This window comes from Aliikangiella litoralis, from assembly GCF_052495765.1.
The window spans coordinates 5,481,059-5,501,767 of sequence record NZ_CP199292.1; the positions used below are offsets into that span (position 1 = coordinate 5,481,059).

Genomic DNA, 20,709 nt, shown 5'->3' on the forward strand with positions numbered 1-20,709 from the left:
TTTTAGTATATACTTAGCAAAATTACCTTCAATTAAAGAATTTATAATAGAAGTAACTATCAGTGAATAAGTCTGTCGATTTAAACGCCCTAAAAGAGCGAGCAAAAGAGTTTCAAAAACGATGGCGAGTCAAACTTAACCACTTGTCAGGAGCTATTTCACGTTCTGGAATGGAAGGAGCGGCCTACTGGTTTAAATCACACCACCAACTTGAAGAACTGAAATCAGCAATTGAAGATCTATTAATTGCCAGTGAACGAGACTCATTCCGGCTTTCTCAAGTAGAAACCACTTTAAGCAGTTTTGTACTACCAGAAGAAGATCAGGGACAAGCCGAATGGTATAAAACAGCAGATAATTTACTCGAATCATTTACAGTTAAACTGCAAGAAAAACAGCAGTTTGACAAACAGTTATTAAACAGTGCACTGAAAGAACTAAAATTTATCAGTGAAGCCGATGAATTTCATTCGCTATACCAAATTGAATCAATTCAGCAAAAGGTAACCCAAGTGTATCAAGAACTTCAAAAGGCACTAGCCGAATTTAAAACTATCGAACAACAAAAACTTAAGAACGCAAAGGAGCAAGAGCAGCTGAAACTTGCCCAGTTAGAAACGGATAAGGCTCAAGCAGAAGCAAAAAAAGCAATGCTAGAAAGTGTAAAAATAAAAGAAAAAAGAATTGCAATCATGGAAGAAAAAAAGAGAAAAATCGCAGAAAAAGAATTGCTCGAGTCAGAAGCTAAAATTGAATTTCAAAAATCAGAGTTAAATGCAAAACAAGCAGAGGAAGAGCGTCAATCTAAGCTTCAAGATGCATATGTAGACTTGCAATTAGAGGAAAAAATTACTAATTGGACGATTACTGATACATTAAATATTTTAAAAGAAAAACTGGAAAAAGAAGATAGCGACCCAAATTTACAATTAAAAATCACTCAAATTATTGAAGATATTGTAGCAACCGATTAAATTAAGGATTTAATTTCAGAAATATAAGACTTAAAAATTTTATAAAACTGACAAAGCTCACTTTCATTAGGGGGGTTATTCTTTTTCAATTGAATATCTATTGACTCAGTCAACTGAAATAAATCATCCATTTTCAGTTCACCTGCGGAACCTTTAAGTTTATGTATTAGCTTTTCAGCTGAACTATAATCTTTTGATTGTATCAATTTAAAAATTTTATCTGAATCATCATGATGAGTATCGCAAAATATTTTCATCAACTCCAAAGTAAACTCTTCGCTACCAAACTCTTCTGTAAGCGCTTTTATATTTATAGAACACTCACCGTTACGAATTTTTTCCTGACGACTATCAACTAACCTTTTATATTGATACTCATGTTCAATATTAGCATTTTGACTACCTTTAATTAAATTATTTTTAATTATTTTAAACAGAACAGTTCGCTCAAAAGGTTTACCAATATAGTCATTCATGCCAAAACCAATACACCTTTCGCGATCACCTTTCATAACATTAGCGGTCATAGCAATAATAGGGAGTTGTTCAGCTGAAAATGTTTTTCTTATAATTTGTGTGGCACGATATCCATCCATCACCGGCATTTGCATATCCATCAAGACTATATCAAAATTATGTTCATTAACCATTTCAACTGCTTTTTTTCCATTATCGACAATTGTAATTGAAACTCCAAACTGCTTAAGTATTTCTCGCGCAACTTGTTGGTTGATAGGGTTGTCTTCTGCTAATAACAAATTAACTCCCTCTAATTTCCCTAAGAACTTGGTTGTTTTTTCTTTACTATGTGCAGGAGATATGTCCAAGTTTAAATTTAATCGATTAAGTAGAGTACCAATTTTAACCGGTTTGGGAACGACCTGAATATCGTATTCAAGAAATGGCAACTCTGAAATATGAGGTGATGGTTGTATTAATAAATAACAATTTAAAGAATTAGAGAACTGCTGTCTCAAATTCTCAGCAACTTCAATACCAGTACTATCTACAATATCATCATCAATAAAAACATGAAGTGATATCGATGATTCAAATTTAAAGGGAATGCTATTACTCATGGCTAATTCAGAGTTTAATAACTGAAATCTAATATTATATCTTTCACAAATACTTTCCCACGAAGCGATTTGATTTTTTGTGTCGGAAATTAATAATAAAGTAATACCTGAAAAATCATGTTTCTCTTCAATAATATTATGATTGACCGCAATATTGACATAAAAAGAAAAGCAGCTTCCTTTACCTAGTTTTCCGTCAACTTTAATATCTCCGCCCATCATAGACACAAGTTGTTGACAAATGCTTAAACCTAAACCTGAGCCACCAAAACGTCTTGTTGTAGCATCATCAGCTTGTGTAAAAGACTGAAATATTTTATCGCGTTTCTCTGGTTCTATTCCTATTCCAGAATCTTCTACAGAAATAAATAACCTTCCTTCGGTAGGTTCAGAAATACTCAGTAAAATATAACCTTTTTCTGTAAACTTAATCGCATTTCCAATTAAATTAATAAGTACTTGAGATAACCTCAAAGAGTCACCCACTCTTTCTAAGACAACTTCAGGCGATAAGTTAATATTGAAATCAATATTTTTCTCATTAATTTTACTTGCAAATAAGTCGGTAATATTTTCTAAAATTTCAAGAATATTAAACTCAATGCACTCAAGTTCTAATTTGCCATGTTCCATTTTAGAGAAATCTAAAATATCGTTAATTATTGCTAATAAGGTTCTTGCTGAAGTTGAAATTTTTGAAACATAATCTAGTTGCCTACGGTTAAGCGAAGTTTCATTAAGTAATGACAACATTCCCAATATACCATTCATTGGTGTTCTTATCTCATGGCTAACAGTTGCTAAAAAAGTTGATTTGGCGGCACTTGCCTCTTCAGCCTTTTGTGTTTTAATTGCTAATTCAGAATAAGCTTTACTCAGTTTCTTCTCTGCATACTTTCTCTGTAGAGCTTCTGCAATATGAGTTGAAACAAAACTAAGAATATCGACTTCTTTATCACCATAAAGATAGTGCTCATCATAGCTTTGCAGCACCATTATACCTAAGATATCACCACTAGATATTAGCGGGACACCTATCCAATCGATAGGGTATGAACCTAAACACTTAAGCATTCCTTTTTTTTCTAAGGAAATGATGTCTTCTCGAGTAATATGAGTAATTTCACCTCTTCTATAAACATACCCTGTTAACCCGTCATCAAAAGATACAGTTTTCATACCTGAATCATATTCATCAACTACATATTTAATATCAAAAGATTTTTTTTCTTTATCTGCCAATGCAATATAAAAATTGTTAGCTGACATTAAAAGACTGACAACTTCATGTAGACGCCTATAAAGCTCTTCTTCAGTGGAACATAACTGCGGCATCTCAGATATCTTAAATAAAGCTCGTTGCAACTCGACGGCTTGTTTTCTTTGAATAATTTCTTTTTGTAATAGCTGATTGCTCACCGTTAATTCTTGAGTTCTTTTTTTAACGCTTTCTTCAAGATGTTTATGATATTCATGACGTTCAATCGTAGACATGATTGACTGTGCTACAAAAACGAGTAACTCTTTATCAGAGTTAGAGTATTGTATTTCTTTAACATAAGACTGTACTGCCATCACTCCAACAGTATCTTCAGAAGATATCAGAGGAACCCCTAAATAATGTTCTGATGGGGGCCCTATCAACAAGATATCTTCTTTCTGTGCCATCTCATGAATTTGTTCTTGGTTAACCATTAATGGTTTACTTGTTGCAACAACATAACGACCTAAACTCTTATTTCTTTTCTCTTTTGAGAGTTGATTAAGGTATTCATAATCATAATCATCATCGGAATCAATAAAGTAAACCCAATCCATTTCTTGACGTTCTTCATTCCAAAGTGCAATATAAAAATTTTCTGCATAAACCAACTCTTTAATGGCTTTATGAATTTCTGCAGCTAATTCTTGCAGTGATATATCTTTATTAGCTAGTTTTGAAACATAATAAAGTGTTGATTGAATTAACTCACTTCTTTCTCTCTCAACAATTTGTTGCTCTAAGGAAGCATTAGTCTCTGCAAGTTTTGAAGTTCTTTCTATTACTCTTTTTTCTAATGCATCTTGAGCTTGCTTTCTTTCTAAGGTTAAAGCTATATGATGAGACACGAACTCTAATAAACTTTGTTCTTCAGATCCTAGTTTATTTTTTTCATCATAACTTTTAGCGGCGATAACACCAAAAACATTATTGTCAAGTTTTAATGGAACACCAAGCCAATATAGAGGCTCGGGACCTACAATTACTTTTCTTTGAACAGTAACTACATTATGATTTTCAGGTGTAATTAAAATTGACTTTCCGGTTATCAAAACTTGGCCTGTAGGTGACTTTTCTATTTTTGACTTTTTAATTTTAAGATTTTTTTCAGACATTGATGGTTCTTCAATATCAACCAGATAAACAAAATCCAATAATTCTTCAACCTCATCATAAAGACATATGTAAATATTCTCAGCACCTATTAACTGAAGAATAATTTCATGGACAGAAGAATAAAGAGCTTTCATTGATTCTGCACCAGAAGCTAAGTCAGTAATCTGGTAGAGAGCTGTTTGAAGTTTTTTAGCTTTTTCAGAAATGATAATTTGTTTTTTGAGTTGAGCATTAGATTGGTTAAGTTCATTGGTTCGTTCGAGCACCATAAACTCTAAATAATCTTTATTCTTTTTTCTTTGTATTGCAGCCGCAACATGTTGCGCCACAAAAACCATTAAATCACGATCTTTTTCTGTATAATAAAAATCAGAAAGGTAACTTTGTAAGGTCATTATACCAATTACTTTACCATTCAACTTTAAAGGAATACCTAACCAAGAAATTGTATCAATACCAATTAATTCTAATTTTTTCTCTTCAGCCAACTTTTTAATTTCATCTCCTGTTGTTAATAAAGTTTCCCCTCGACTCATCACATAACCAGTCAAACTATTTTTAAGACTTTCTAGCGGTAGCGCTGAAAAAGAGTCAACATCATAATCATCCATGGTATCAACATAATGGACCATTTTTATACTATCAGATTTATCTTCTTTTATTGCAATATAAAGATTTTCGCTATATAACAAGGTTCCAATAATGGCATGAATTTCGCGATAAAATGACTCGAGTTCAATATCGGTATTGGCCAAATTAGCAATATGATAAAGTGCTAGTTGAGTCGACTCACTTTCTTTTCTTTGCTCTATTTCCTTCTCTAATTCGAACGTTCTTTCTTTTATTCTTTTTTCTAAATTAACGTTATATTGAATTCTATTCAATGCTATAGCGACATGCCTTGCAACAAACTCAAGTAAATCTCTATGCCACTCAGTATAAATAACATCAGATCGATAACTTTGAATAACCATTATCCCTATTGATTCATCATTATCTTTTAAAGTAACACCTAACCATGATTCAAATAAACTACCAATTAATTCAAATTTATATTCTTCAACCAATTCATTTAAGTTACTTTCATCTAACAAAAAAGATTTATTTGAACGAAATAATACAGTTGAAAGAGTATTAACATTAAGGGGTAAGACCATCCCCTCTAGCAATAAGTCATCTTTCTCATCTCTTGCATACTGTATATTGAGATTATTGTTTTCAACTAAACCAATGTAAAAGTTTTCAGCATAAAACAATCCCCTTAGAATCTCATGAAGGCTTCCAAAAAACTCATACAAATCTCCCACATCAGAAGTAAGGTTAGCGATTTCATAAAGCGCATTTTGCAACTTTTCAGCTTTGGTTTTTTCTTCAATTTGATAAGTCAACTGTAGATTTGACTCTTTCAGTGCATTTGTTCTTTTATCAACCAGAGCCTCCAGCTCACTTTGTCCACTTTTTCTTTGAATCGCATTAGCAACAGACTTAGAAATATACTCCATTAACTGGACATCTTTTTCGACAAATACTTTTTCCTTTAAGTAAGACTGTAAAACAATCACACCAATAGTTTCTTCGTCTATTCTTAATGGAACGCCAAGCCAAGAAACAGTTTTGGGGCCTCTTCTAATAATCTCTCCTTGTTCAAAAAGATCATCAATATCTTTTCCCGATAGTAACATTGATTGATTTTTTCTAAATAACAAACCAGTAAGACTACAATTACTCTCAACACTAGATAATTTCATCTCTTTCATCGACATATCATCTTTGGTATCAGAATAATAAACAAACTCTAATTTTTCTCCATCCCCACACTTTAAAACGATATATAAATTTTCAGCATAAATTAAAGTTGAAATTAAACGGTGTATTTCAAAATAAAAGGCATTTAATAAAATTTTTGAATTTGCTAATTCTGCTATATCCAACAAAGTACTTTCTGTTTTCTGTAGCACTCTTCGCCTTTTAATTTCTTCAATTAATTTACTCGATCTTTCAAAAAACTTTTTTTCTAACTCTATTTTTTGTTTTTTTCTTAGCAATGCTGACGCAGAAGTATTTGCAATATAATTAAACAATTCACATTGCCAAGGTTGAAACTGATTATTTTCATCATAACTTTGTATTACAATAACACCAATTGTTTTATCTTCGACAATAAGAGGAGCTCCTAACCACGACTTAGCAAGTATTTGTTGTTTTTCTAATGGAATCTTTTTTTGAATTTCATTAAGCTCATCATCGTTAAGTAATAATGCAGAACGTTGCTGAAACAAATAAGTTATAATATTTTTTTCTGCTAATAAAACCGTCGGCTGTTCATATATTGCCAACTCAAATTTCTGTTTATTAATATAATAGGTATTTTCAAGAGCATTTTTCTTACTGTTTAATAAAGCTACATAAAAGTTTTCTGCATAAAGAAGTTCAGAAATAATCTTATGAAGTGATTTAAAAAATGTATAAAAATCCTCAACTCCTGTTGCAAGTTCTGATATTTTAAAAAGAGCTTGTTGTAGTCGTTTATTATGAGTATCTTGTTGAACTCTTAAGAAGAGCTTACTCTTTAGCTCATCAATTTCTTGATTTTTTTGCTGGATAAGCTTTTCGGCATCTCTTATTTTTGCAATAGGTAATTTTTCTGAGGCTTGATGCTCAGAACTTCGTGCAGTCAACTTTTCGTCACTTCGTCGCGACATACACATTCATATGGTTAACTAAGGAATAGCTCCGGGAATTAAAAGTATGGTTGATAATAATGATAAATTCCACTATTTATCACTTAAAAAAAACGGAAAATTCTTTATTTTCTATTAACTTAGCATTTAGAGTAATTGATAAATTGCTTAACACTGATAGAACAGGCAAACAACAGTAGAATATAACTTAACTCACTTATCTCAATGAAGTTTCAATATTACTGATTTAAAAGGTTTTTTCTATGCCAAGCGGCTACCATTAGGCAGTTCTTGATCAACAGAGGTAAGCACAACAGCACCATCAGCACGATGAAAACCAGTGACTAAACATTCCGACATCATGGGACCTATTTGTTTTGGAGGGAAGTTAACCACAGCAACAATTTGACGCCCGATTAAATCATCAGGTTGATATAGTTGAGTAATTTGAGCACTTGTTTTTTTAACACCTATCTCTTCACCAAAATCGACTTTTAATTGATAAGCAGGTCGACGAGCCTCAGGAAAAAGCTGAGCATCAATAACGGTACCTACACGAAGCTCTACTTTTTGAAACTCATCCCAAGTTAAATCAGTCATAAAACTCTCACTTTCTTTTAGGCTTATAATTCTTATTAAATGACTTTAAAGACGACTAAATATTAAGCGCTAAATAAATATTGTCGTCAACCATGACATCAAGTAAGATCACTGGCTAATAAAGTCACTTAACCCTAACGTAAATAGACATGCAGCAGTCTAAACCTAAAGTATCCGGGTCTAAAAAGCAAGCAAACCAATCAAATGGCATAATCAGAATAATTGGTGGTTCTATGCGAGGAAGAAAACTAAGGTTTTCAACTGTTGATGGATTAAGGCCCACCCTCGATAGAGTTAGAGAAACGTTATTTAATTGGATTTCGCAGGATGTTGCAGGAGCAACTTGTTTAGATTTATTTTCAGGTAGTGGTGCTCTTGGCTTTGAGAGTGTTTCTCGTGGTGCAGCTCATTTAACTATGGTTGAGAAAAGCGCTAAAGTATCTCAAAATTTGAAGAAAAATTGTCAACTGCTAAATTTAGAAAACGTCCAAATATACAACCAAAGTTATGAGCTATTTTTGAAAAAAAATAGTCAGCAATTTAATTTAGTCTTTCTTGATCCGCCTTTTGGTAAGAAAATATTAGGTGATATAGAAGAAAAACTAACACCGCATTTATCTCATGGTGCCTTGATTTATATCGAGCAAGAAAAATCCGAAGAAAGTTTCAAACCTAGTTCCTGTTGGTTAAAAATAAAATATAAAAGTACAGGCAGTCTGATTTATGCGCTTTATCGCTATTCCCCGTAAGCTAACACTTCAATATTTAGCTTGCTAAATTTCAAACACCTGCAACAGTAATAAAAATATTCTACACCTTTCTAGTAACCTCATTACCTAGTGACAAAGCTCGAAAATGTTTTAACTGCTTGTGACCAAACAGTTTAACAGCACCATAAACCAACAGTATTGTTCCAACTAACAATAATAACCCATCAATCATTACACTAAATGAATACTCAAAGCCAAAGCGTTTAAAATGCATACCACTAGTTGCGATCATCAAAATACTAAGGCAAAAAATCAATAATAAACGTGTTATTTGAGATTTTTTAATTAATAAACTAGCTCCTAAAGCAGGCAACATCCCTCCCCAAAAACCAATAATAGGCGCTATCAGTAACAAACTACTAATAGCAGCACAGCTAAGTCCAATTGGAGTTCCCCAAACAATAGCTACCCAACAATCATTTAAGAAGCTCTCCGCTTTTCTACGAGCAAACCATATATTCACTCCAGATACACAGATAATAGTCAACGCAAAACCTAAAAGACTATAAAGTATCTTGATGAGAAAACTATCAAAATGTCCAAAATGCAGCCGATAAACAGAGTAAGCGATCTGTTGTCCAATAGGGCCATCTGATAAATGTTGATAGTTTATTAGTTGACCATTAGAGTCAAACCGATAAATTTCAGAGTAAATAAGCCTTTTGGGAAGCGTTGCTGCAATTTCAATAAACTGAGCTGGCGTATTCATTTTTTGCGCAACGAGATAAATAGGAATTGCATCAGGCTCAAATAATTTCAATGACTGCATAGCTGCTTCAAAATTGAGTGGTTGAACAGCTTGATTAAGCTCAGGATCTTTTCCATAAACAGTATCAATAACAGCAGCACGATTATTATCAAAAAAAACAAACGCAGTCACACTAATAAATACACCAGCTAAACCGATAAATGCTCCTGTGGCGCCAATAATAAAATAGAAAGGAGTTCCCCATACCCCAAGACGATTATGTAGAACTGCCTGCTCCAAATGTTTGTTTCCTCCCCACCGAAAACGAAATGCATCTTTAAATATACGAGGATGAGCAAGCAATCCGGATATAATCAAACTACATAATACGACGCCAATAATACCAACAATAATTAAACCAATTGTTTGTGGTAAGTGTAAATTAATATGTAATTCTTTTAATAGGTGAGTCCACCCTTTAACAGGCATTTCTGATAAACGTCCACCGGCATTCACAAACCATTCTTTTTCATCTCCAGAAATATGAGTCCGTGGATTAGAGTCGGTTGGAAATACTAAATATAATGATTCAGGTACTTTATCAACTCTTGCGAGAAACTGTTCAAAAGCTTTATTGATCAAATTGGGTGAATAGCTAGAATACTCTTCTATTTGAGGTTGCTCCCACCTTTCAAACTCTTCATAAAACACAACTAAGCTACCTGTCAGGCAAATTAAATACATAAGTGCACCAGCACAAAGCCCTATCCAAGAGTGACTTGACAAGCTGTTTTTAACAAAAGAGACTGTTGGTTTTATTTTCATATTAATAGCCAATATATAGTGTTAAAACAGATATTCCTAAAATACACAGTAACTGAATAAAAGGTTTAAAAAGACGACTTGATGCGCATACCCAATAGCAAACAACAGCCCATAAAATAGGAAATAAAAGTGCGCTAAATACCAGACTATTTGTCTGACTTGCAGGCATCCATTGAATTAATAATAAACAAAAGCAACAGCAAACTAACATTGACATAGGAACAGAGACTAAAAAAGTTCCCACAGCATGATAAACTTGATAGCGTCCTAAATATTTAAATTCTCGCATATATTCCTGAGAGTTCCGCGGTTTAACTTGACGATTTACCAATACAAATATCCAGGCAAACAGCGCAGAAAATAGTAACCAATAAACAAAACCAAACTCCCAGCCTTTAACAACACACCATAGATACAAGACAATAAAGTTTACGCACCAACTCGCTTGTAAAAGACGCAATAGTTGACGTTTCCAAGCCAAGAAAATACCAGCCACACTGATGCCAGTTAAAATGACACTAAAAATAAAAGCAAACAATTACCCCTCCATTTACAACTCATTAAAGCGATATAACTTTGCGAAAAACTCAACTTTGTGTCTAAAATTTATAACGAAAGTTTGCAGTAACCGTTCTTAACTGACCATAAAAACAATCACCCCGATCTAAACAAGTTGTCACCACAGACTTATCACTCAGATTGTCAATATTGATACTAAAATCATATTGTTCATTTTCAAATCCCAACATAAAATCAAATAATGTATAACTGTCCGTATGATATGGAATATTGGTATTAATAAGAAAATGAGTTTTACCAACATATCGAATACCAGCACCAACCTTGAACCCTTCTCCCCAAAATTCTGGACGATAAGTTACCCAAGTAGACAGCATTTGTTCAGGTATAGAATTAAGTGATTTGCCAGCTTGATCTTTTGCGTCAGTTTCAGCAAAACTTGCATAAACATCTGCACTTTCCCACTCCAACTGTGCTTCTAGCTCAAAGCCATCGATATTTACTTCACCAATTTGAAGTTGTTCAGTCGGATTATCTGGATTAGGAACTAATCGGTTTTTTTCTAAGATATCAAAGTAGCTTGCAGTGATCAGATGTTCTGTTCCTTGTGGCTGAAACTTTATACCTATCTCTTTTTGCTCACCTCGTTTAGGCTTATAGGCTTCTCCACTAGGTGCACTGCTGGCAATAACATCAAAAGATTCAGAGTCTGAACCTATTGATTGACTAATGGTTTATTACAATCCAACGGCTGAGGAAATTGCGGGAAGGTTGAGGTAAAACGGAGGGGCGAAAGCCCCTTTTCTGTATAAACTATTTGGTTTTGTCGATTTCGTTTGCAATAGCATTACTTAACAATCTCATTTTTTGTGCCATCCTTCGGGCATTAATAGTTGATTGCTTATCAACCTTATTAAGCTCTTTATCAAGATAGTCACTTAATTGCTCTTGCTTACTCTTCATTATCAATACCTTCTATCTCTTTTAAAACTCTACGAAAAGTTAAGTCATCTTTAGGATAAAGTACTCGTCCCTCGTGGTCTTCACCATTGGCCTTATCAAGCTCATCAAGTTCTTTACCAAGCCCATCATAACAGCGACCACTTTTAATCATTTCCTTTTCAGCCTCTTCCAATTTTTTGTCAATTTCGTCGGGGCCAAATTCGCTCATTTCAATTAAAGCCTCATTATTAAATGTGTTGTTTCTCCGCGATAATTCTCATTTCGCCTCTTGATAAGGCTAAATCAAAGCGTCTAGCTGCGCTACGAGTACCGTACTCATAATATAACTTAACCCAATCCCAACTTGCTGCTCTATTAGGTTTTGCCCAACACTCTTTCCAAGTGTTTGCAATTTGAGCATGTTGCAAGCTTATTTCGCTAGCACTAATTTTTAAATACTTATACCTTTCCTCTACCTTTCTGCATATTTTCCCTCTTAACTCAGAATGAAAAGTTGCCATTTGTCGCCAAGTCAGGCTTTGATATTCAGTACTCATAATTCCCTTTGTTTGGATAGTTTAGATTTTCTGCATTATACCTCACTTGTATTATCCCAAATAAATGACTCAGCTCACAGATGGTCATTAATTTCCATTTTATCGAGCCTTGGGATTTTCAATAAATTAATTGCACTATCATTTTTGAATTCGGTTACAACCGTTTCAAACTTGCTGTGTGGAATTTGTCATTTGAGCAAAAAAACTCGATTTCGGATATCTTGGGACAAATTTTTGTTGGATTGTTTCTATAATCAATAGGGTGGGTAATCAATAAACCCGCGCAATCTTATTACAACCCAATCTCAATTACAAATAACAATCAATATCATTTCAAAACAAAAATAAATGAAAGAAATGGTCAGTATGCAAGCCTATGACTTGCCTGCTAATCTATATCTCAGGTAAATAAATATAAAAATAACGATTAAGTTGTCGATTTTGCTGAAGCCGACTCGTCTCTATTAAGCTAATCAGTCTAATAGTCAGTCTGATTTAATCGTTTTTTAATAATTTTCAACCATTTCAATAGGAGAAACACATGCAATTTCTTTGTTTAATTTACGAAGCAGAATCACTAATGACCTCTAGAACCGAAGAAGAAAACAATCAGATATTTAAAGGATATATGGACTTTACAGAAGAAGTCAGGGAGTCAGGAAAGTTGGTTGCTGGTGATGCGCTTCAACCGACAACGACAGCAACAACCGTGAGAGTAAGAAACAACGAAACTCTGTTAACTGATGGGCCATTTGCAGAAACTAAAGAGCAATTGGGCGGGTATTACCTTTTAGAATGCGACTCACTTGAAGAGGCAATAGAGTTAGCAGCCAAAATACCAAGTGCTGCGTCAGGTTCAATCGAAGTAAGACCAATTATGGTCTTTGATCAGTAAATTACATTATCAAGGCATAAGCCCGCTAGTGGTTTCATGCCTTGCTTTTAGCAAACTATCTAGTAAATCTGATAAACTCACTAACACCATATTTACTCGCTTTGCTTATAATTCATTATATTTATGATTAACTCCCTTATTCAGGCATCCTACCCACAAGCATTAGCGAAGTTGATCAGCTCATTAAAAACCATAGAATATGCTGAAGAATATTTACAAATAGCCGTTGAACAGGCACTAATCCATTGGCCACAAAATCAGCCTGATAACCCTACTGCCTGGTTAGTAAAAGTTGCCTTAAATAAATATATCGATTTTTATCGGCGCCAAAAAAGACAGGTTTCTCTGAAATATGTTACAGAACAAGAAATAACTCCAGATCTTAATGAAGAAGCACTATTACTCAGTTATAACGATGACTTATTAAGACTGATATTTACCTGTTGCCATCCAGCGTTAAATCAGGAAACGCAAATCATTTTAGCATTAAAGCATGTACTAGGCTTAAATGTTTATCAAATAGCCAGCGCTTTAATCATTAATAAATCAACTCTTGAACAACGATTAATACGAGCTAAAAAAAAGATCACCGCCAATAAAATTAACTATGAGACACCTCCACCAGAAAAATGGTCGGTTCGCTTAAATGGTGTATTAAAAACCATCTATCTACTATTTAATGAAGGTTATCTTTCATCAGATAATGGCGCACCTATCAAAAGCGATATGTGTAAAGAAGCGATAAGGTTGGCGCGATTACTCTGTATTTGTGTTAAAAATGATCCTGAAGTTTTAGGCCTACTCGCTTTAATGCTCCAGCAAGACGCTCGCTCTCCGGCGCGATTTGATAAAAATGGAGAATTTATACTGCTTTCTGAGCAAAACCGTTCTCTTTGGCGACAAGTTCATATCCAAGAAGCTAATATTTTGGTTGAAAAAGCCCTCAAACTAGGAAAAGGGACACCTTATGCAATTCAGGCAGCCATAGCAACACTGCATAATAACGCCCAAAGTACGCAAGAAACGGATTGGAAGCAAATTTTTCAGCTTTATCAATTGCTCATTCAATTAGACAGCAACCCTGTTATTCAACTCAACGCTGCAATTGCTCAATTCCAAACAGGAAGTTATGAAGAAGCAATACAAAGTGTTATTAAGCTAACCCCTCATTTAAAAAACTACCGTCATTTTTATACAACATTAGCAGGCTTATACTACGAAAATAACCAGCTGAGTTTAGCTTTAACCTACTATAGAAAAGCAAGCACAATCACTAGAAGCGATAGTGAAAAACAATTCATAAAATCTCGTATTAGCAGCTGTAATACTCGAATCAAATAAGTTGTGCTAATAAATCCTACTGACTTTTTAGGGCTTTATGCATAATAAACGAATCAACAAAACCAAACTTTTTATGCCTAAAGCCATTAGGAACGGTGCCAATAATTTGATAACCCAATGATTTCCATAGTTTAACAGCAATTTGATTGGTAGAAACTACAGAATTAAACTGCATAGCCAAATATCCCAAATCAATTGCTACTTGCTGTGAGTGTAGACACATCGATTTAGCAACCCCTTTACCCCGCGCCTCCTCAGAAACCATGTAGCCACAATTACACACATGACTTCCAGGTCCCATTGCATTAGGCTTTATATAATACGATCCTAAAACCTGTTCACCATTAAGAGCAACATAACAATATTGCGGGGAAGTACACCAAAGCTCATAAGCTTGCTCGTAACTCATGTCTGAATTAAACGAATAGGTTTCTTGCGCCTGAACGGTCGATTCAAAAGTTGGCCAAAATATCTCAAAATACTCAGAGGACATTACCTTTATTTTCATAAAAAACTCTTTAACAAATTAATAGTAATTAATACCGACTGTACTGACTCAGCATGAATATATTCTTCTAAATTACTGTATTTAGCTATACTTAAAACAACAAGTTACACTAGCATGGCGGTATAATGAGTAAAATATTTTTATTTCTAAGTATTATAATGTCAAGCTTTAGCTTGCAAGCTGCCTCAAATGATTTAATGAGAGTTGGAACAACCTTATGGCCAGGATATGAACCCATTCATTTAGCAGAAAAATTAGGCTATTTTAACGGCCATAATATTCGAACGATCGATTATCCATCAACCAATGAGGTACTTAGAGCTTTTAAAAATCATACGCTAGAAGTAGCCGCACTAACATTAGATGAAGTCGTTAGCTTACAAGAAATCAACCTACCGCTCAAAATTATTTTAGTTTGCGATATATCCTATGGTGGTGACGTGATTGTTGCCAAACCAAGTATTGGATCAGTTGAGCAATTAACCGGAAAAAGAGTCGCGGTAGAAAGTACTGCAGTTGGTGCTTATATATTGAGCCGAGCGCTTCAACAAAACCAATTAGCTCTTAGTGATATTAAGATTATAAATATGGATGTGAGTATGGCTGTCACAGCCTTAGAGAAAGACATGGCTGATGCTTTTGTTACCTACGACCCCATAAAAACCAAGTTAATTAATAAAGGCTTGAAAGAAATATTTAGCTCTAAAAGCATACCCGGTGAGGTAGTTGATGTTTTAGTTGTTCATCAATATTATTATGATAATTACCCTAAAAAACTATCTATTCTAGTAAAGTCTTGGTTTCATGCCTTAGATGAAATGAATAAAAATCCAAGTAAAAGCTATCAATATATTGCTCAGCGCATGAGAATTTCTTCTGAAGAAGTCGCTCAAAGTTACAAAGGGCTAATACTACCTGGAATTGACAAAAACCATGAAATGTTAAAAGGAAAAAAACCTGAGCTAAAAACAACCATGTTAAGGTTAATTAATATTATGCAACAAATTAACTTATTAGATAAAAAACCTAAAATATCAGACATTTTTACTGATGAATTTCTCCCTAAAAAATAATGCGAATTTCTTTAAAGTTTTTATTGTCTTTATTATTACTTGGTTTTGCCATACTAACAACTTTTATCGTTTACTTAATCACCCAACAACAAATAACAAAACAGGTTACAGATGTTGTTACTCATCAACTTTATGGTGACTTGAGTCTGATTCAAAGTGAGTATGAACGGTATATAGTTTATGGGTATGAAAATGGAATTAATCAGTCTGTCGCGAGTAAAGCATCAGAAATTGATATACTCCACCTAATTGTTACCAAACCCAATGGTAAAATACGTGCATCAACATCTGCAATTGATGTTGATAAGCACTGGATGCAACTACCTTATCATTTCAACTCCAAACAATACCAATGGGTTATTGAGCATAATACTCCATCTATCAAACTATCCCCCGACAACAATTGGATTGATGGTATGATAACCATATGCCAAAGTAACTTTAAAGTGAGCTTAAGAAGTAAAAAGTGTGGTGTTGCCATTTATCGAAAAAACTTAAAATATAATACCGAAATAGCAACCCAGAGAATATTACAACAATCATTATATATTGGCATGGGGAGTATTTTTAGTGCACTGTTGATTTTAACAATCACACATTTTTTAATTACTAAACGGGTTATCTGGATTAAAAAAGTACTTCAACGTTGGATAAATGGCGACAGAAATGCTCGAATACATTTAAAAGTTAATGATGAGCTTGCAGATATTGCATCATTAATTAATGAACTGGTAGAGCGTTTTAGTTTAGAAGAAGAGGCATTAAAACAGAGTGAACAACTTAAACAAGCAATTATTAATGGTGCAAACTACTCAATTATATCAACAACACCAGAAGGTATTATCAAATCATTCAATAAGTCAGCAGAATACTTACTTGGCTTTAAAGCTGAAGAGCTCGTTAATAAATTAACCCCTGAAGTCTTTCATGATAAAGATGAAATTAGTGAAAAACTAATCGAACTGAATCATAAGTTTGGCATTAATGTTAAACCAGGACTTAATGTGTTTATTGCTATTCCAAGTATGGGGGAAGTTTATGAAGATGAATGGACTTACATTCATAAAACTGGAGAGCGTATTCCTGTCCACTTATCGATAATGGCTCTGTTTAACGAACAAGATAAAATTGATGCTTACCTTTATATTGCTTATGATATTTCAGAAAAGAAAAAGGCTGAAGCAGACTTGGTTTTAGCTGATAAAGTATTTAATAATACAAGCGAAGCGATCATGATTACTGATGCAAACTTAAGAATTATCAACATTAACCAAGCCTATACGGATATTACAGGCTATTCAAGAGAGTATGCATTAGGGCGAAGAGCGAATATAGCAGCATCAAAAAAACATGATAAAGAATTTTATCAACAAATGTGGAAAACAATTAATATTCAAAACTCCTGGAGTGGTGAAATTTGGAATAGAAGAGCGAATGGAAACCTGTTTCCAACCTGGTTAACAATCAATACAGTAAAAGAAAAGGATAAAAATGTCACTCATTATATCGGGTTATTTAAAGATATTACTAAACAAAAATTAGCCGCTGAAGAGCTAGAGAAATTAGCTTACTATGATCAACTAACTCAACTACCTAACCGAGTTTTATTCAACGAACGTTTAGAACGTGCAATTATTAATGCAAACCGCAATAATTCTCGCTTTGCGCTCATGTATATGGACTTAAATCGCTTTAAATTTGTTAACGATACTTATGGTCACGAAGTAGGTGATGAGTTATTAATTCAAGTAGCACAACGTTTAACACTATGTGTTAGAGAATCAGATACAGTTGCTCGACTAGGAGGCGATGAATTCACCATTATTCTTTCTGAACAAAAACAGCATATTAATTTGAACGATATTTCTCATATTGCTAACAAATTATCTGAAGCTATTAATCAACCATTTAATATCGATAATCTTAAGCTGTATGTAGGAACCAGCATTGGTATAGCGATGTATCCTGATGATGGAATAAATACTTCTAGCTTATGTAAAAATGCAGATACCGCAATGTATAGAGCTAAAGAGTCAAGTGCGAATGATTATAAGTATTTTGCAGAATATATGAACAAAGAAAATCATTCTCGCCTTGAACTAGAAGCGGCTTTACGAACAGCAATGACAAACAGCGAACTCTCTCTTTGCTACCAACCAATTGTCAATATGTCTAGCCAAGCTTTGCTTGGTTTTGAATGTTTACTTCGCTGGAATCATCCCGTATTAGGTAATATATCTCCAGAGCATTTCATACCAATTGCTGAAGATTTAGGTTTAATTAGTAAACTAGGTGAATGGGTTTTTAGTAATGCAATACATCAATTAAAAGAATGGTTTGAAATGTTTTCACAATCATTTTTTATAACGGTTAATGTTTCAGCTAAACAACTACAGTCGACAAGTTTTATTCAATCAATTATAACTAGGGTAACCGAGGAAAAATTAGACCCAAGCAATATTCATATTGAAATTACAGAAACAAGTGTTATTTCAGATCACTCATCAGCAATTGAAAAACTAAAACAACTACGCAAGTTTGGATTTAAAATTTCCATTGATGATTTTGGCACAGGACAATCTTCATTAAATTATCTTAAGCAGTTTCCTATTAATACAATTAAAATCGATAAAACCTTTGTTAAAAGTGCTGAAGTAGACACTGTTGATTTATCAATTGTTAAGGCCGTATTATCAATAGCAAAAAGTATGAAGTTAGAAGTTATTGCAGAGGGTGTAGAAACGCAATCACAAGAAAAGTTATTATTGAGTGAAGGCTGTACTATTGGACAAGGATATTACTACGCAAAACCACTTACCCCTCAAAAAGCAATTAAATTTTTAAATCAATTGGAAGAATCTAATGTCGACTAAACTTTTTTAATTTAAAGCAGCTTGATTAAGCAAAACCTTAATCAAGCACAACTAATCAAAAATCATCAATTAGTATAACGACCTACCAATGTCACACCAGAAAATGAACGATAAGCTCTTACTTTTATATAATATTTTCCACCAGAGTAAGTTCCCAAACATGATTCTGAATTTCCATTTTTATACGGACGACAGTCATAAGTAGAAGTTGTTGGCTTAGATCCATAACGCACATAAAGATCGGCATCACCCGTTCCACTAGAAATACTAAATTTAATATTTTTAGCACCTGAAGGTATGTCCATAACATAATCCAAATCATATCCTTTGCTTGCTTTTAAATTATTTTTAGGCACACCATTTTTTAAAATATTGGACGGTGTCGGGGTACCACTACGAAACCCTGCAACAGTTGCCGCAGTCAAGTTAAGTACTCGAACATTATCACTTCTAGAACTCGTTCCCATAGCCCTACCGTTTCGTGTTTTATTTGGATTCGACCACCAGTTAATACGACGGCAACCACCAGAGCAGTTATATGCCATCACTGTTCTCCATTGACGTTGCGGATCTTGGTAGCCATGTCCAAAACGATAAGGAGAGTTACTACCATCTCTTTCTGGATTGTGACGAGCAGATTGTAAATGACCAATTTCATGTCCAAACGAATAATAACCCGTTGCGCAATCTTGTGCAGTAACAGCAAACGCACTACTCGCTCTAGCTCCAATCGCAGCAGCTTTACCGCAGGCACTACCATTATCAGGGACTATTAACATAACTACATCTGCACTGTATTGATTTCTTAAGTTATGCACATTATCCATATAGCCATCACTAGTTGACTTCAGTCGATTTAAATCAGTTGATATGCTGACTTCATTATAATTAACAGCCTGAAGGTGCGCTAATTGTACAGACGCATTCACACCACTATTAGCATAACCTTGATTTGTCTCTGCAATCGCCAAATCAATTAAACCTGGAATATCATTCACTTCTGAGCGAACACCATTTGAATAAACCACTAAAACTCGAATTACAGGATCAGCAATATTACTTTGTGATAAATAATTTTGACTTGCTTGCTCTATTAACTCATTAGACATCTCTGTTTCTAGCTCTTCAATCGAACCAGCAGGATGATCTGGCTTTATATTATTTTCGTTAATTTCCATCACCAAGTGCTGGCCGCTTGCCAAAGGCTGAATTTTAAATAGTCGGCCATTCGCTCTAATTGTTCCTGTCACTTTATTACCACGTACAACTAAAATAACATTATCATCTAATAATGGGGCCTCGCTTATTAAATGATTGGTATTGTCAGACTTGATTCTACCTTTCCAAATAGTACTGCCTAATGAACTAACTGATGAGGATATTTTATTAACATCATAATAAAGGTTAGGATTTATTTTTAATGTCAATACATTTAAGTTTTCTGATAATGCACCCGGGTTAACATCATAAATATAGGCATCTTGAATACTCGCATTTTTAGCTCTTAATTGATTGACTTCAGTTAATGAGCGATTTGATACGCTAGATGATAGGAAAGATTCCGTTTTAAAAAGTTCTACAGCACTAGCATTCAAACTAGAAAAAATAACGGTACTCAATAGCCATGCTAATGTACTTTTATATTTCATTTTATTATCCTTTACGTTATGAGTTTGATAAATTGATATTTTTATTATTACTTCACCCTTTATTTTGAAATAACAAAGGAATAGAAATATTATCTATCAGCTATTAAATATCTAGCATGGAATTCACATAATGATTTTATTAGCCTAGTTCTTTTTTTTAAATTGTTTTTTGTGTGAACCAATCGAGTTTAAACAACAGAAACATCAGCACAAAATTTTTTAGGCGCATTTAAAAGAAACTGAATTAAATAGCATAATAAAACACATTTTGATATAAAGCGTTCACATTGACACTTATAGCATTCGATAAAAGAATAGACCTATTCCATACATGCATAGCAAAATAGAATTAAGTAGA

The 20,709-nt window shown here is 33.7% G+C and carries 16 protein-coding genes; 6 read left to right on the forward strand and 10 right to left on the reverse strand.

The genetic code is table 11. From position 1 onward, the window contains the following. The first annotated feature begins 62 nt into the window (after nt 1-62). Complete coding sequence (locus ACT5E3_RS22940) at nt 63-974, forward strand: hypothetical protein (RefSeq protein WP_444995891.1); 912 nt, start codon at nt 63-65, stop codon at nt 972-974. Here the strand turns inward: ACT5E3_RS22940 and ACT5E3_RS22945 are convergent. Next, complete coding sequence (locus tag ACT5E3_RS22945) at nt 971-7,132, reverse strand: GAF domain-containing protein (RefSeq protein WP_444995892.1); 6,162 nt, start codon at nt 7,130-7,132, stop codon at nt 971-973. The two genes, ACT5E3_RS22940 and ACT5E3_RS22945, sit on opposite strands and share 4 nt — an antisense overlap. 240 nt (nt 7,133-7,372) lie before the next feature. Next, a complete protein-coding gene (locus ACT5E3_RS22950; protein WP_444995893.1) occupies nt 7,373-7,711 on the reverse strand; it encodes a tRNA-binding protein in 339 nt (112 codons plus the stop codon). 149 nt (nt 7,712-7,860) lie between these two features. Between ACT5E3_RS22950 and rsmD the strand changes: the two genes are divergently transcribed. Then, nucleotides 7,861-8,460 (forward strand): 16S rRNA (guanine(966)-N(2))-methyltransferase RsmD, encoded by a 600-nt coding sequence (gene rsmD, locus ACT5E3_RS22955; RefSeq protein WP_444995894.1) that lies wholly within the window; start codon nt 7,861-7,863, stop codon nt 8,458-8,460. A gap of 61 nt (nt 8,461-8,521) precedes the next feature. On the opposite strand, the gene ACT5E3_RS22960 is transcribed toward rsmD, so the two are convergent. The 6 genes from ACT5E3_RS22960 to ACT5E3_RS22985 all read right to left on the reverse strand — a co-directional run bounded on the left by ACT5E3_RS22960 (nt 8,522) and on the right by ACT5E3_RS22985 (nt 12,012). Further along, nucleotides 8,522-9,994, reverse strand: coding sequence for a PepSY-associated TM helix domain-containing protein (locus ACT5E3_RS22960; protein ID WP_444995895.1), 1,473 nt, complete (start codon nt 9,992-9,994; stop codon nt 8,522-8,524). A 1-nt stretch (nt 9,995) separates the two neighbouring features. Next, nucleotides 9,996-10,532, reverse strand: coding sequence for a hypothetical protein (locus ACT5E3_RS22965; protein ID WP_444995896.1), 537 nt, complete (start codon nt 10,530-10,532; stop codon nt 9,996-9,998). Nucleotides 10,533-10,593: 61 nt separating this feature from the next. Continuing rightward, nucleotides 10,594-11,244, reverse strand: a complete 651-nt coding sequence (locus tag ACT5E3_RS22970; RefSeq protein ID WP_444998623.1) for a TonB-dependent siderophore receptor — start codon at nt 11,242-11,244, stop codon at nt 10,594-10,596. A gap of 82 nt (nt 11,245-11,326) precedes the next feature. Beyond that, the gene (locus tag ACT5E3_RS22975; protein ID WP_444995897.1) at nt 11,327-11,476 is read right to left on the reverse strand and encodes a hypothetical protein; all 150 of its coding nucleotides are present in this window, start codon (nt 11,474-11,476) and stop codon (nt 11,327-11,329) included. After that, nucleotides 11,466-11,684: a hypothetical protein gene (locus ACT5E3_RS22980; RefSeq protein WP_444995898.1), complete on the reverse strand. Its 219-nt coding sequence runs from the start codon at nt 11,682-11,684 to the stop codon at nt 11,466-11,468. Before ACT5E3_RS22980 ends, ACT5E3_RS22975 begins: the two co-directional genes overlap by 11 nt. Nucleotides 11,685-11,703: 19 nt before the next feature. Further along, complete coding sequence (locus tag ACT5E3_RS22985; RefSeq protein ID WP_444995899.1) at nt 11,704-12,012, reverse strand: hypothetical protein; 309 nt, start codon at nt 12,010-12,012, stop codon at nt 11,704-11,706. Between the two features lie 541 nt (nt 12,013-12,553). Here ACT5E3_RS22985 and ACT5E3_RS22990 point away from each other — a divergent pair. After that, nucleotides 12,554-12,907, forward strand: coding sequence for a YciI family protein (locus ACT5E3_RS22990; RefSeq protein WP_444995900.1), 354 nt, complete (start codon nt 12,554-12,556; stop codon nt 12,905-12,907). 123 nt (nt 12,908-13,030) lie between these two features. Next, nucleotides 13,031-14,248 (forward strand): RNA polymerase sigma factor, encoded by a 1,218-nt coding sequence (locus tag ACT5E3_RS22995; RefSeq protein ID WP_444995901.1) that lies wholly within the window; start codon nt 13,031-13,033, stop codon nt 14,246-14,248. A 16-nt stretch (nt 14,249-14,264) separates the two neighbouring features. Here the strand turns inward: ACT5E3_RS22995 and ACT5E3_RS23000 are convergent, their stop codons facing one another. Continuing rightward, a complete protein-coding gene (locus ACT5E3_RS23000; protein WP_444995902.1) occupies nt 14,265-14,756 on the reverse strand; it encodes a GNAT family N-acetyltransferase in 492 nt (163 codons plus the stop codon). A gap of 158 nt (nt 14,757-14,914) precedes the next feature. On the opposite strand from ACT5E3_RS23000, the gene ACT5E3_RS23005 reads away from it, so the two are divergent. Both ACT5E3_RS23005 and ACT5E3_RS23010 read left to right on the forward strand, forming a co-directional pair. Then, nucleotides 14,915-15,829: an ABC transporter substrate-binding protein gene (locus tag ACT5E3_RS23005; protein ID WP_444995903.1), complete on the forward strand. Its 915-nt coding sequence runs from the start codon at nt 14,915-14,917 to the stop codon at nt 15,827-15,829. Between the two features lie 23 nt (nt 15,830-15,852). Further along, entirely contained in the window at nt 15,853-18,702 is a 2,850-nt protein-coding gene (locus tag ACT5E3_RS23010) for an EAL domain-containing protein (protein ID WP_444995904.1), read from the forward strand. Between the two features lie 65 nt (nt 18,703-18,767). On the opposite strand, the gene ACT5E3_RS23015 is transcribed toward ACT5E3_RS23010, so the two are convergent. Further along, nucleotides 18,768-20,351: a M12 family metallo-peptidase gene (locus ACT5E3_RS23015; RefSeq protein ID WP_444995905.1), complete on the reverse strand. Its 1,584-nt coding sequence runs from the start codon at nt 20,349-20,351 to the stop codon at nt 18,768-18,770. Between the last annotated feature and the right edge of the window lie 358 nt (nt 20,352-20,709).

Bases quoted from the DNA above. Each gene is read 5' to 3' on its own strand.
- ACT5E3_RS23000 (WP_444995902.1), bottom strand. From the start codon at position 14,756: ATGAAAATAAAGGTAATGTCCTCTGAGTATTTTGAGATATTTTGGCCA.
- ACT5E3_RS23005 (WP_444995903.1), top strand. From the start codon at position 14,915: ATGTCAAGCTTTAGCTTGCAAGCTGCCTCAAATGATTTAATGAGAGTT.
- ACT5E3_RS23015 (WP_444995905.1), bottom strand. From the start codon at position 20,351: ATGAAATATAAAAGTACATTAGCATGGCTATTGAGTACCGTTATTTTT.
- ACT5E3_RS22980 (WP_444995898.1), bottom strand. From the start codon at position 11,684: ATGAGCGAATTTGGCCCCGACGAAATTGACAAAAAATTGGAAGAGGCT.
- ACT5E3_RS22960 (WP_444995895.1), bottom strand. From the start codon at position 9,994: ATGAAAATAAAACCAACAGTCTCTTTTGTTAAAAACAGCTTGTCAAGT.
- ACT5E3_RS22995 (WP_444995901.1), top strand. From the start codon at position 13,031: ATGATTAACTCCCTTATTCAGGCATCCTACCCACAAGCATTAGCGAAG.
- ACT5E3_RS22990 (WP_444995900.1), top strand. From the start codon at position 12,554: ATGCAATTTCTTTGTTTAATTTACGAAGCAGAATCACTAATGACCTCT.
- ACT5E3_RS22950 (WP_444995893.1), bottom strand. From the start codon at position 7,711: ATGACTGATTTAACTTGGGATGAGTTTCAAAAAGTAGAGCTTCGTGTA.
- ACT5E3_RS22975 (WP_444995897.1), bottom strand. From the start codon at position 11,476: ATGAAGAGTAAGCAAGAGCAATTAAGTGACTATCTTGATAAAGAGCTT.
- ACT5E3_RS22945 (WP_444995892.1), bottom strand. From the start codon at position 7,132: ATGTCGCGACGAAGTGACGAAAAGTTGACTGCACGAAGTTCTGAGCAT.
- ACT5E3_RS22985 (WP_444995899.1), bottom strand. From the start codon at position 12,012: ATGAGTACTGAATATCAAAGCCTGACTTGGCGACAAATGGCAACTTTT.
- rsmD (WP_444995894.1), top strand. From the start codon at position 7,861: ATGCAGCAGTCTAAACCTAAAGTATCCGGGTCTAAAAAGCAAGCAAAC.